Origin of the sequence: Thioclava sp. FR2 (assembly GCF_051200875.1) — a bacterium.
Lineage (GTDB): Bacteria > Pseudomonadota > Alphaproteobacteria > Rhodobacterales > Rhodobacteraceae > Pseudotabrizicola.
Genome location: NZ_CP195191.1, coordinates 3825090 through 3837267, shown reverse-complemented (window position 1 = coordinate 3837267; position 12178 = coordinate 3825090). Strand labels below are relative to the sequence as shown.

Sequence of the window (12178 nt, the reverse complement as noted above, 5' to 3'; positions counted from 1 at the left end):
TGGGGCCTGATACCCGGTCTTGATCTGACCCTGCCCTGCCCCATTTCCCCGCCATGCAGGACGATCAGACCCATATTCTTTACAATGCCGACTGCCCGATCTGCCGGTTTGAGATCGACAGCTACCGCGCCCGCGCCCTGCGGGATGGCCTGCCCCTGCGCTTTGACACGCTGGACGAGGCCGAACGCTGGGGCATCCCCCGCGATCAGGCGGCACGGCGGCTGCATGTCCGCAAAGGCGGCGTGATCCTGTCCGGCCTGCCCGCCTTTCGCGCGCTGTGGGCCGAAATGCCGGGCTTTCGCTGGCTGGCGCGGGTGACCGGCCTGTGGGGCCTGCGCAATGTGGCGGGCGCGGTCTATGACCATGTGCTGGCACCGGGGCTGTATTGGATGCACCAGAGGCGAGAGCGGAAGAAAGGGTGAGGAACGGCGGGCGCAGCCCGCAAAAACGCTCCAGTGGAGCGTTTTTAGTTCCGAACGCCCGCGCAAACCTGCGCGGGCCGGGCCGCCAATGCCACAGACCCCTTCCCTTGCCGCCCCCCATGCAGTCCCCCGCCGATGGGGTGCAAAGCTGACCGCGACCGAGCCGCCGGGGCCCTGAGGGTGCGACCATCGTCGCGCCCGCCCCGGTGGTGACGAGGGACCGTGGCCCCAGTGGGGCCGCGTAAGCCCGAGGAAGTTCGGGCGCGGTCAGATTTGCTTTAGGCAAATCTGACGGGGAGCGGAATCAATAACTATCCCGCAGGATTTGTCAGGATCTGTTGGACCAAGCCCTAAAAACATCTACGCGAAGTTTGGCTCTTACTAAGCCATCTCCAAGAGAGGTTGTGGGGGCGGGGCAAAGGAGCGATAAGCATTTTTAAATCTCACAGATCAGGAATGATTATCCACGATACATCATAAACTTTTGCGAGAATTTGCTGAACGATCCTCACAGGTCTTCTGTATTTAACTTCCCTATCGATATCAATATACCGTTTTGATTTCTTTGAACGCTCCAACAAATCATGTGCCAACTCATCAATATATTGCTCAGAAATTACAATTTCCTTTAAGAACTCTCTCCCGGTGTCACCGCGGGTATTACTGTTAAAGGTGCGAATGTCTGAATGCAGGAACCGATTTCCTCCATTCGGCGAAAACGTAATATTATGCTTCTCGTGGTCGGTGATTGGTCCAACTTCGAGGGGGTTGAGCCACAAGGAATGCCGGCAAATGCTGCTAGTCTCAAATGCTTGACGCAAGTCGATGGTTCGATTGAATGTGGGCGCACAGTAAAAGGCATTCCCCCGATTATTCGCCAATGCATACAAAACGTTATGCTGGTCGCTATCTACAGGAAAACGGTAATATGGTCCACCGTGTGCATTATAAAAGCGCGCATTCTGACCTGCGCGTTGCTCAGCAAAGTGAACGATCTTGTGTTGTAGAAAGAGTGACCTTACAGATCCCAACTGGCGAAGCCTGAATTCAACATCATATCCGAGGTCTTTCTCTTCATTCTGCGATGGAATGCTTGGGTGAGTTGCCAGTATAGCCGCATTTACTCGACAGAATTCTGAGTTATAACAAAATTCAAAAGTTCGCTCACTAAATCCTGAATACATTCAAATCTCCACGGATATGCATATCACCCCCACACCCCTTCAAACTCCCGCCATTCCCCCTTGCTCATGCCCGAGGTCTCTTGCGTCACCGTCTCACCTGCAAGCCTCCGTTTCAAGACGGAAATCGCCTTTGAGGAGAGTGTGACGCCACCCATGCGGTAGTCCTCGAACGCGGCATAGGCCAGCGGCACCCAGTCTTTGACCGTGGCCGCAATCGCCTCGGCAAAGACGCGGATTTCGTATTGGGCGTGGCTGTCTGCGCGCAGGCGCAGGAAGTGGAAGAGGTTGTGGAGGTCGGTCTTCCAGTACCATTGGGTGTAGATGTTCATGGGCAGGTTCATGCGGGCGAGTTCGCGGGCAAGGCCCTGCTGGCCCTCTTGGCTCAGCATCGCCTCGTAATCGTCATAGCATTGGGCGGCGTCGCGTTTGAGGATTTCCAGCACGCGGGCGGCCTCGGCGCCGGTCAGCACCTCGCCCCGGCCCTGGTTGTTGACGGTGGACTGGGCGGCCAGTTGTTCGGGCTGGGGGATGTAGAATTCGCGATCGAGGATCGAGTAGCGGGCGGAGTATTCGTTGACGTTGGCGGTGCGGTGGCGGATCCACTGGCGGGCGACGAAAACGGGCAGTTTGACGTGGAGCTTGATCTCGCACATCTCGAACGGGGTGGAGTGCCAGTGGCGCATGAGGTAGCGGATCAGGCCCTCATCGTTTTGGACGTGTTTGGTGCCGGCGCCGTAGGAGACGCGGGCGGCCTGAACGATGGCGGAATCGTCGCCCATATAGTCGATGACGCGGATGAAGCCGTGGTCGAGGACTTCGTGCGCGACGTAGAGATGCGCCTCCATCCCTTCGCTGACGGCGCGGAGGGTGGGGCGCGGGGTGGCGCGGGCGGCTTCGATTTCGGCTTTTTGGTCAGGGGTCAGCGGCATGGGGCGGGCCTTTCGAATCCGTGCGGGTGGCGAGATATGGTGTGTTTCGGCGCAAAGGATACGAGAGGTTGGGAAAGGCCCGCAAGGGTGTGCGGCACATCTGCACCAATCCTTTGCACATAGGCTTGGATTCGTTGACAGAAGTCCGGGTTGCAGGCAGTTTTGTTTCCGAAAGAATAACCAAACCGAGCAAGTTATCATGTCTTTGCGTCTTTGCGCGGCCCTATTGGTCGGCCTGTCCCTCTCTGCATGCGGCGGCAATCCCCTGAGCGGCGGCACCGGTGGCGGCACCGGTGGTGGTGGCGGAGGCGGTGGTGGCGGCGGCGGCGGCGGCGGTGGTGGTGGCACGACCACCGAGATCCCCGAAGCGCTGCGCGGCAATTTGCAGAGCATCACCTATAACGCGGCGGCTGGTACGCTGACGGCGGTGATCGTGCCGTTGGACGCAAGCCCCATTACCGCGACCTTTACCCGCGATCCGGCACGGGACCGTCCGGGCTTCCTGGCTTTCGGCTATCAGGAAAACGGTTCGGTTCGCTATACGCTGGCTTTGGCTGGGACATCGGCTGACGGCACGACGACCGCTGGCGTGACGGGCAGCGGACAGTTTGCGCAGGTCGTCTGGGGTTCGACCTATTCGGCGACAGATTTCTCGGCACCTGCAGCCGGTGGTCTGGCGACCTATCGCGGCAACTATGTTGGGATCGTCAATACCGGGTCGAACGTCCCCGGTTCGGGCACCAATCCCGGCGATCCGTTCCAACCCGGCATTCCTTACCGGGTTTCCGGGGATGTGATGATCAACGCAGACTTCACCGACTCGTCGGTCGAAGGCGGCATCCGCAATCGCGTTGTTCTGGAAAACCCGACCATACCGGTGGAAGAGAACGTGTTCTTTGAAATCTCGTCGATCGCTGACGACGGGAGCTTCACGGGTAATGTGATCAAGCCCGACCTGCAGTCCATCGGAACTTATGGCGGCGCATTTGGCGGCGATGGCGCCACGGGTGTTGCCGGCGCCGTTGAAATGGATCACGGGGGCGGCCTCTTGGAACGCGGTGTCTTTGTTGCGGATCGGTGTGCGCCCGGTGATCCAGTCCCCTGCCCGTCTGTGCCGTGATCCGAAAACTGATCTGCGCCTTGGCGATTCTGGTGTGCCTTGGGCAACCAGAGGCCGCCAAGGCCGACACACAGCTATCGCTTTCCGCAGAAGCGGCATTGACCGCGGGCCAGATCGAAATGGCCCGCATCTTTGCTTTGGCGGCCTTGGAGGAAAACCCGAAAGACGCCAAGGCGCTGGCGGTTCTTGCGGCGGTCGGGTTGGCCACGAAAGAACCGAAAGCAGCCCGGATCGTGGCCGCCCAGTCGTTTCGTGCCGCGTCGGATGATTTGGGAAAATTTACAGCGGCCCGTCTGGCCGCACGCGCCTCGGTGGATGCCGGAGAGAACGGCGTTGCCAAATACTGGCTGCGCCGCGCCATTCAGGTTGCCCCCACGGACACCACCCGTGCCATGGTCATCCGCGACTTTTCAGTTTTGCGCGGCAAAGCCCGGCTACGCGTGGATGTCGACCTGTCGGTCAAACCCTCGGACAACGTGAACCAGGGCGCGCGCGACACTATGCTGATCATCGACGGCCAGCCAACATGGTTCTATTTCGACGGAAGCACCCGGGCGTTGTCTGGCGTTGAAGCCGCAGCCAATGTGCATCTGCGCTATCGCCTTGCCGGAACTGCGGCGGAACCCACCGAAATTGGCCTGAGGCTTTATCACCGGGGGGTGATTTTGTCGGACGAGGCCAAGGCACTGGCGCCGACGGCAAGCGGGTCTGATTTCTCGAATTCCGCAATTGATGCAACCCTTTACCGCACCATGATGCTGTCACCCAAGCAGGCGATGCGGATGGGTGTGACCTTGGGGCGGAACTATCTGGCAGGCGAAGCCTATTCCGACCGCGCCCGTTTCGATGCGGCCTTGACCACAGGCCATGGCGAAAGAACCCGCAGCCGCATTGGCTTTGCCGTCGAACGTCAATGGCTGGAAATCGCTCGCCCCCATGCCACCGTCTATGCGTTGGATCTGGGACTTGAGCAGCGCCTGCAATCGGGAGACACCGTCGCGCTGCGTCTGGATGGCGGCACGACAGTTTCGGATGACGCCAATCAGGAAAATCGCCGCCTTGGGGCAAGCCTGCGCTATGCGCTTGGCAAACCTGTCGCCGGGGCCAAGCTTTCGGGCAGCCTGACCGTCATCGGGCGCGATTATCCGGTCTTTTTCAACGGCATCTTCAACGACACGGGACGGCAGGACGTGACGGTTGCCTCGTCACTGGAAATCGCCCTTCCCAAGCTGGGCGCTTTTGGGTTTGAACCGGTGCTGTCCATCGAAGCGAGCCGGACTCGATCAAATATCAGCCGTTATGAAAGCGAGACTCTGGGCGTCGGCTTGCGGATTCAATCCTCGTTCTAAGCCCTGTTTTCGGCCATTGGCCCCTCGCCTTTCCCGTTTCACGCCCTAAGATGCGCCCTGACTACCCCTTTCGGAAGATCAAGGAGCAATGCGCAATGGGCATCAAATATCTTCACACCATGGTCCGGGTTCTGGATCTGGAAAAGAGCTTGGCCTTCTATCGGCTGCTGGGGCTGGAAGAGACCCGGCGCTACGAGAATGAAGGCGGACGTTTTACGCTGGTGTTCATGGCCCCGCCCGGCCAGCCGGAATGCCCGGTTGAACTGACCTATAACTGGGATGGTGATGACGGGCTGCCATCAGACAGCCGCCATTTCGGCCATTTGGCCTATGAGGTGGATGATATTTATGCCACCTGCGCGCATCTGCAAAAGAATGGCGTCGTGATCAACCGCCCGCCGCGGGATGGCCGGATGGCCTTTGTGCGCAGCCCGGACAATGTCTCGATCGAGCTTTTGCAGAAGGGTGGCGCTTTGGCACCGGCAGAGCCGTGGACCAGTATGGGCAATGTGGGTCATTGGTAACAAAGGCAGGGGGGCTGTCTGCCCCCCTTTGGGCCTGCGGCCCATTCACCCCCCGAGGATATTTCGACCAAGATAAAGGGCGCGTTTCAGATCAGGCTGAGGCGCGCATCGATCTTTGTCAGGGCATCGTCCAGTTCATGCCAAGCGGTGCGGGCCATCGAACGGAAGGTCAGCAGGCGAAAGCTGTCTGGCCCTTCGGTGATGAGAATGAGCGGCAGGTGGTTGAGCGCTGTGCGCGCAGCCTGACCGGATTTGGCTTCTGACAGATCCAGCGAGACGAGACGGGACAGTGTGGTGCGGGCCTGTGGGCCTGAAAGCGTGAGGCTGACCCAGGCATCCGACTGGTCGGTCACGGCTGCTGGCAGGTCTGCTGGCGGGGATGCACCAAAAAGGAAGGCCTGATCGCGGCCTGTCCAGACGATGCGGGCCGCACCCTTTTCGGCCCAGCTGTTCGGTTTTGGAAAGCTGAGACCCAAGGGCTTTAACGCCGTGGAGACCTTTTTCTCTTGCCCCGGAAAGGGGGAGATCGAGAAGATCGGGGTCCAGTCGGCCTCGGCCAGCGTGGTCTCTGCTCGGGTGATCGGCACATGGCCGAGGGCGGGTTTGGCGATCAAGTCAGGCACGGAGCTTTTCCCCCTGCGGATCGTGGAAGATGGGGTCGCAGACAAGGCAGAGCACGTCTATGTCGCGCAGGCGGTCGACGAGGCGGATGGTTTCGCCGTGGCGGGCGCGGCCGTTTTGCAAAAAGCCCAGCGCCAGATGGCTGGCAAGTGTGGGCGAATAGCAGACCGAGGTGACGTAGCCGGCCGAGTTTTCGCGGGTGAGGTCGGCGTTTTGCGCGAAGAGGTGGGCGCCAGCGGTAAGCGGGCTGTCGCTGAGCGGTTTCAGTCCGACAAGCTGTTGGCGGTGGTCGCCCACCATGCCCGGACGGGCGGCCGCGGCCTTGCCGATGCAGTCTTTCTTCGCGCTGACCATTTTGGCCATGCCGATGTCGAAGGCCGTGGTGCGGCCATGAATTTCGGCATGCGTGATAAAGCCCTTTTCGATGCGCAGGACGTTCAGCGCCTCCATCCCGTAAAGGCCGCCGCCCATGGTTTCGGCCCGCGCCGTCAGGTCGCGGAACAGCGCCTCGCCATAGCGGGTGGGGACGGCGATTTCATAGCCTTCCTCACCCGAGAAGGAGATGCGGAAGAGACGCCCTTGAACGCCCTGGATCGTGATGTCGGTCACGCCCATGAAGGGCAGCCCCGCGTCACGGCCCAAGGCACTGGAGAGCAGGTCACGGGCTTTGGGTCCGGCAACGGCGAATTGCGCCCAGGCTTCGGTGACCGAGATAAAGCGGACGTCCCAATTGGCGCAGAATGCCTGATGGACGAAGTCGAGGTGGCGCATCACAAGACCCGCCGCGGCGGTGGTGGTGGTCATCAGCCAATGATTTTCCGCCAGACGGGCCGTGGTGCCGTCATCCAGCACATGGCCATCTTCGCGCAGCATCAGGCCGTAGCGCACTTTGCCCACCGACAGGGTCGAGAAGGTGTTGGTATAAACGAGGTCGAGGAAGCGCCCGGCATCCTTTCCCTGAATGTCGATCTTGCCGAGGGTCGAGACATCGGCCACCCCGACGGCAAAGCGCACCATCTGGACTTCGCGATCACAAGACTGGCGCCAAGTGGTTTCGCCCGGTTTCGGGAAATAGCTGGGACGATACCAGAGCCCGGCCTCGATCATCGGCGCACCGCGGTCGCGGCTGGCCTGGTCCGAGGTGAGGAAGCGCTGCGGGGCAAAGCCCTCGGCCCGGCCCCCTGCCCCCATCGCCGCGATGGAGACGGGCGTGTAAGGCGGGCGGAAGGTGGTGGTGCCGGTTTCGCGGATGCCGCGGCCGGTGGCGTCGGCCAGAACGGCAAGCGCCGCGACGTTCGAATTCTTGCCCTGATCGGGCGCCATGCCTTGAGTCGTGTAGCGCTTCATATGCTCGACCGAGCGGAAGCCTTCTTGCGCCGAAAGCGCCACATCCTTGACCGTCACGTCATTGGCGAAATCAAGCCAAGCGCGCTTTTTGCCCGGCACGGCCCAAAGCGGGTCAATGCCATAGGGGCGGTCCTCTGCCTCGGGCAAAGCGACATCCGCCGCCTTCAAGCCCAGCGCCTGAAGGCTGTCTTGCGCGGCAGCGAGACCAGCCGAGAGGCAGCCGTGGGTGGAGAAAGTGCCATTGGCCGCTCCTGCCGCAAGAAGGCCGGGAACCGCGCCCTCGGACGGAACGAAAGCGGCCAGATCCTCGGACCAGCGGGGACGGCCGTTCATGTGACAGGTCAGATGGACAGAAGGGTTCCAGCCGCCAGACATGCCCAAGCAATCGGTCTCGATCGTGGTCTCTTGCCCGTTTTTCAGCATGGTGATCTGACGCAGGCCAAGGCGGCCGCGGGTGCCTGTGACCACGGCCCCCTTGTGGACCATGGTTCCGGGCTCGTCGGGCGCATCAGCGCGGCTGTCCAGAATGGCCGTAACCGGCACACCCGCCGCGATCAGGGCGCGGGCGGCCATGCGGGCGCTGTCATTATTAGCAAAAAAGGTCACCGAACGACCGGGAACAACACCATAACGGTTGAGATAGGTCGAAAGCGCCGAGGCCATCATGATGCCGGGGCGGTCATTTCCGGCAAAGGCGATGGGGCGCTCCAGCGCGCCAGCCGCAAGGATGGAGCGGTGGGCAACGATGCGCCAGAAACATTCACGCGGCAGGTTCGGGCGCGGACGGCGGTGCAGCCCGACACGTTCCAGCGCACCAAAGGTGCCATCGTCATAAGCCCCGGTGACGGTGGTGCGCGTCATCAGTCGAACGTTCGGCAGGCTCTCCAGCTCAGCCAGCGTCGCGACACGCCAATCGCCAAGGCTGGCATCGGAAAGGAGACGCCCGCCCATTTCGCTGCCCTCGTCGGCGAGGATCACTTTGGCACCGGCGCGGCCAGCGGCAAGGGCCGCGGCAAGGCCCGTTGGACCAGCGCCGATCACCAGAAGATCGCAATAGGCCCAAGCCTTTTCATAGGTGCCTTCATCATGCTTGCCCGACAGGCGGCCCAGACCGGCGGCACGACGGATCAGCGGCTCATAAAGCCCTTCCCAAAACCGGCGCGGCCACATGAAGGTCTTGTAATAAAAGCCCGCCGAGAGAAAGGGCGAGGCGAGATCGTTCACCTCCATCACATCCCAGCTCAGCGAAGGCCAGCGGTTCTGGCTGCGCGCCTCAAGCCCCTCGAACACCTCTTGCACCGTCGCGCGGGTGTTGGGGGTGACATTTGCGGGGCCGACCACCTCGACCAGCGCGTTCGGCTCCTCCGATCCGGCGGTCAGTACCCCGCGCGGGCGATGATACTTGAAGCTGCGCCCGACAAGGCGGACATCATTGGCAAGAAGCGCCGAGGCGAGGGTGTCGCCCTTATAGGCCGCGTATTGGCGGCCATCGAAGGTAAAGCTGAGCGGCCGGGTGCGGTCGATGCTGCCCTTTCCATCGATCCTCATTTCTCACCCCCAGACACCGCTTCCACCTTCAGGATTTCATGGGTGACAGTGTTGCGGGTGACCTTGAGCCAAGTCGTGCAACCTTGTTCGTGATACCACAAGTCCTGGGTTACCCCGGCGGGGTTGTCGCGATTGTGCAGATAGTCGTCCCAGGCATGGGCCGGGGCATCGGATGCGGGCCGGTTCAGATAATCAGCCGCGCCGTAATAATAGAATTCGCGCCGGTCGCGCGGGCCGCAATGGGGACAGGTCAAACGCATCTGAGGCTCTCTTTCCGGGTCAGAGTAGAGGGGCTCTGCCCCTCGCGCTGCGCGCTCACCCCGGGATATTTGGGGACAGAAAATGGGCAACCCTTTCTCATTTTCTGTCTAAAAATATCCCCGCCGGAGGCATCCGACGGCACGTCTTGGTGATGGTGTTTCGCAAGGATCATGACGGTCAGTGCAGGTTATGTTGGCTGCCCGTGCCTTCCTCGTCGATGAGGTGGCCGGTGGCAAAGCGATCAAGGCGGAAGCGGCGGGCAACGTCGTGGCTTTCGCCCGTGGCCATCAGATGGGCCATGCACCAGCCCGAGGCCGGGACGGCCTTGAAGCCGCCATAGTTCCAGCCGCAATCGAGGTAGAGACCCTCGACCGGTGTCTTGTCGATGATGGGGGAGCCGTCGGGGGACATGTCCATGATCCCGCCCCAAGAGCGCAGAACGCGGGCGCGGCCGATCATCGGCATGAGAGTCATGCCAGCCTCCATCACATGTTCCACCATGGGGAGGTTTCCGCGCGCGGCGTAAGACGCGTAAAAATCGAGGTCGCCGCCGAAGACGAGGCCGCCCTTGTCGGACTGGCTGATATAGAAATGGCCCATGCCGAAGCTGACGACATGGTCGATCACGGGTTTCAGGCCTTCGGTGACAAAGGCTTGCAGGATATGGCTTTCGATCGGCAGGCGCAGGCCCGCCATGGCGGCGACCTGACTGGACCGGCCGGCGACAACGATGCCCACCTTCTTGGCCTTGATCGCGCCGCGCGTGGTCTGCACACCGGTGACGCGACCGCCTTCGACGTCGATGCCGGTGACTTCGCAGTTTTGGATCAGATCGACGCCGCGCTTGTCGGCGCCGCGGGCATAGCCCCAGGCCACGGCATCATGGCGTGCCGTGCCGCCGCGCGGATGGAAGAGGCCGCCATAGACGGGGAAACGGGTGTTGTCGAAATCGAGATAGGGCAGATGTTCGCGCACGCCTTCGCGGTCAAGAAGGATGGCGTCGTCGCCTTGGTTGATCATGGCATTGCCGCGGCGGGCAAAAGCATCGCGCTGACCGTCGGAGTGGAACAGGTTGATTAGCCCGCGCTGGGAATGCATGACGTTGTAGTTCAGTTCGGATTCCAGCTTTTCCCAAAGTTTGAGCGAATGGCTGTAGAATTCCGAATTGCCCGGCAAGAAATAGTTGGCGCGGACGATGGTGGTGTTGCGCCCGATATTTCCCGAGCCGAGATAGCCCTTTTCCAGCACCGCGATATTGGTCAAACCGTGGTTCTTGGCGAGGTAATAGGCCGTCGACAGACCATGACCGCCGCCGCCGATGATGATCGCGTCATATTCCGACTTGGGTGCCGGATCGCGCCAGACCGGTTTCCAGCCCTTGTTACCGAACAGACCTTCGGTGATGACCTTGAGACCGGAATATCGCATGGATGGCAGACCTTTTCGACGCGCCTTTGCATAGAAGCGGCTTGGCGTAGGTTAATCAAGGTGCCAGAAAAAGGACTGCGCCGGAAACGACAAAGTTTGTCGGTTCCGGCGGTTCCGTTCTGCGTAGGTCAGACTGGATTACTGGACCAGCCGGAAGTAATCGGCGTGGAAGTTGCCGTCCATGCCACCGCCGCAATAGCCAAAGACCATGTTCGAGGTTCCCGAGATCTCTCCGCCTGCGACGAGGGCTGCGCCCTGAATACCGCTGGCATTAGCAGAGAAGGTGATGTCGTGCGTGGCAAGAAGCTGCGCGTTGTAAAGTTGCAGATCAGACGGAAAATCCATCGAGCCAAGGGTGATCAGTTGGGCGTCCCCACCGGGCATGCAGTTGTCGGCGCGTCCCACCGTAAATCCTGCGGAACTGGACAGGGATTTCGAACCGGTGCTGGTCGTCGCGACAATCGCATCTTCCAGTTTCACACCGGCCTCGAACTTGATGTCGCAGGCAGAGATTAAGACTGCGCGGCTGACGATCACATCATTCTTGATCGTGGCAGCAGCGCCGCCCTTGCAGGGTATGATATGAATACGGCCGCTGACGATGTCTTCCTGATAGACCGTCCGGTTCGCAAGGTTGAGCGGCACGATATTGGTGATGTAATCCGGCAGATAATCGCGGTCGCCATTCCGCAGCCCTGCGATGATGTCCGGCAGACGGTCGATGATACGGATGAACCATGAGCCTTCGCGAAGGGCTTCGCGCAGGCCTTCGTTGCTGTCATAGCCCGATGCCGGAAGGTCGATCTGAGACAGGTCAGTCATCGAAACAACAGTTCCGGGTTCGAAATAGTTGTTCGAGTTCAGCGAAACGAATTCGTTCGAGTGAACGCAGAAACCGTCGGAGTAAGAGTTGTTGCTTTGCAGGTCAACGACGCCATCGGCCACGAAGCCCTCTCTCAGGCAAGTTGGCTTATAGGTTTCAAAAGTGGCCTGCGCGACCACGTCCCAGGTCTTTTGCCCCAAGAGACGATACAGATACGTTTGCAGAGCGTTACCGGTTTCCGACGTCATACGGGTGGTGACCTGCACGGCTGTTTTCGACTCGGCGTCTGGGACAAAGGCACGTGTATCCGGATCCCAAGTACCAAAGACCACATCCTGAGGCTGAAGAACGGTGCCAAAGCGGCTTTCCGGCATCTGCGCGGCCGCAACCGCCAAGGCCGCGTTGACGGCCTCGCCATGGGAATTAAGCTCGCGCGTCAAAAGAGCGGCATGAGCTGCCGAATCTGCCGTGATCTGCATTTGCGTCCGCGCATCGGTCGCACTGCTATAATCAAGACCATAGGCGCCGAGAGTCAGGCTGATCAGCAACAGCATGATCGAGAAGACGTTTCCTGAACCGTCTTCGTCTTTGACGAACGAGCGCGTTTCCATGTTCAGCATGG

General features: G+C 60.7%; 11 protein-coding genes. 4 read left to right on the top strand and 7 right to left on the bottom strand.

Annotation, left to right across the window (positions count from 1 at the left end):
• Window positions 1-53 precede the first annotated feature (53 nt).
• Complete coding sequence (locus tag ACSBLW_RS18585) at window positions 54-422, top strand: thiol-disulfide oxidoreductase DCC family protein (RefSeq protein ID WP_435258087.1); 369 nt, start codon at window positions 54-56, stop codon at window positions 420-422.
• 443 nt (window positions 423-865) lie between these two features.
• Here the strand turns inward: ACSBLW_RS18585 and ACSBLW_RS18580 are convergent, their stop codons facing one another.
• Both ACSBLW_RS18580 and thyX read right to left on the bottom strand, forming a co-directional pair.
• Window positions 866-1606: a hypothetical protein gene (locus tag ACSBLW_RS18580; protein WP_435258086.1), complete on the bottom strand. Its 741-nt coding sequence runs from the start codon at window positions 1604-1606 to the stop codon at window positions 866-868.
• A 23-nt stretch (window positions 1607-1629) separates the two neighbouring features.
• On the bottom strand, window positions 1630-2535 hold the full coding sequence (thyX, locus tag ACSBLW_RS18575; RefSeq protein ID WP_435258085.1) for an FAD-dependent thymidylate synthase: 906 nt from the start codon (window positions 2533-2535) through the stop codon (window positions 1630-1632).
• Between the two features lie 199 nt (window positions 2536-2734).
• On the opposite strand from thyX, the gene ACSBLW_RS18570 reads away from it, so the two are divergent.
• From ACSBLW_RS18570 to ACSBLW_RS18560, 3 genes are all read left to right on the top strand, one after another.
• Window positions 2735-3655 (top strand): hypothetical protein, encoded by a 921-nt coding sequence (locus ACSBLW_RS18570; protein ID WP_435258084.1) that lies wholly within the window; start codon window positions 2735-2737, stop codon window positions 3653-3655.
• Window positions 3652-5004 carry a hypothetical protein gene (locus ACSBLW_RS18565; protein WP_435258083.1) on the top strand — a complete coding sequence of 451 codons (1353 nt, stop codon included), beginning with the start codon at window positions 3652-3654 and terminating at the stop codon, window positions 5002-5004. Before ACSBLW_RS18570 ends, ACSBLW_RS18565 begins: the two co-directional genes overlap by 4 nt.
• A 95-nt stretch (window positions 5005-5099) precedes the next feature.
• Window positions 5100-5528, top strand: a complete 429-nt coding sequence (locus ACSBLW_RS18560) for a VOC family protein (RefSeq protein WP_435258082.1) — start codon at window positions 5100-5102, stop codon at window positions 5526-5528.
• Between the two features lie 86 nt (window positions 5529-5614).
• On the opposite strand, the gene ACSBLW_RS18555 is transcribed toward ACSBLW_RS18560, so the two are convergent.
• From ACSBLW_RS18555 to ACSBLW_RS18535, 5 genes are all read right to left on the bottom strand, one after another.
• Window positions 5615-6151: a sarcosine oxidase subunit gamma gene (locus ACSBLW_RS18555; RefSeq protein WP_435258081.1), complete on the bottom strand. Its 537-nt coding sequence runs from the start codon at window positions 6149-6151 to the stop codon at window positions 5615-5617.
• Entirely contained in the window at window positions 6144-9044 is a 2901-nt protein-coding gene (locus tag ACSBLW_RS18550) for a sarcosine oxidase subunit alpha family protein (protein ID WP_435258080.1), read from the bottom strand. The genes ACSBLW_RS18555 and ACSBLW_RS18550 overlap by 8 nt, the downstream gene beginning before the upstream one ends.
• Window positions 9041-9304, bottom strand: coding sequence for a sarcosine oxidase subunit delta (locus tag ACSBLW_RS18545; protein WP_435258079.1), 264 nt, complete (start codon window positions 9302-9304; stop codon window positions 9041-9043). The genes ACSBLW_RS18550 and ACSBLW_RS18545 overlap by 4 nt, the downstream gene beginning before the upstream one ends.
• A 178-nt stretch (window positions 9305-9482) precedes the next feature.
• Window positions 9483-10733: a sarcosine oxidase subunit beta family protein gene (locus ACSBLW_RS18540; protein WP_435258078.1), complete on the bottom strand. Its 1251-nt coding sequence runs from the start codon at window positions 10731-10733 to the stop codon at window positions 9483-9485.
• Between the two features lie 138 nt (window positions 10734-10871).
• Complete coding sequence (locus tag ACSBLW_RS18535; RefSeq protein WP_435258077.1) at window positions 10872-12176, bottom strand: TadG family pilus assembly protein; 1305 nt, start codon at window positions 12174-12176, stop codon at window positions 10872-10874.
• Between the last annotated feature and the right edge of the window lie 2 nt (window positions 12177-12178).

Excerpts from the sequence above, each read along its gene's own strand:
- ACSBLW_RS18585 (WP_435258087.1), top strand. The coding sequence starts at position 54 with ATGCAGGACGATCAGACCCATATTCTTTACAATGCCGACTGCCCGATC.
- ACSBLW_RS18580 (WP_435258086.1), bottom strand. The coding sequence starts at position 1,606 with ATGTATTCAGGATTTAGTGAGCGAACTTTTGAATTTTGTTATAACTCA.
- thyX (WP_435258085.1), bottom strand. The coding sequence starts at position 2,535 with ATGCCGCTGACCCCTGACCAAAAAGCCGAAATCGAAGCCGCCCGCGCC.
- ACSBLW_RS18570 (WP_435258084.1), top strand. The coding sequence starts at position 2,735 with ATGTCTTTGCGTCTTTGCGCGGCCCTATTGGTCGGCCTGTCCCTCTCT.
- ACSBLW_RS18560 (WP_435258082.1), top strand. The coding sequence starts at position 5,100 with ATGGGCATCAAATATCTTCACACCATGGTCCGGGTTCTGGATCTGGAA.
- ACSBLW_RS18550 (WP_435258080.1), bottom strand. The coding sequence starts at position 9,044 with ATGAGGATCGATGGAAAGGGCAGCATCGACCGCACCCGGCCGCTCAGC.
- ACSBLW_RS18545 (WP_435258079.1), bottom strand. The coding sequence starts at position 9,304 with ATGCGTTTGACCTGTCCCCATTGCGGCCCGCGCGACCGGCGCGAATTC.
- ACSBLW_RS18540 (WP_435258078.1), bottom strand. The coding sequence starts at position 10,733 with ATGCGATATTCCGGTCTCAAGGTCATCACCGAAGGTCTGTTCGGTAAC.
- ACSBLW_RS18535 (WP_435258077.1), bottom strand. The coding sequence starts at position 12,176 with ATGCTGAACATGGAAACGCGCTCGTTCGTCAAAGACGAAGACGGTTCA.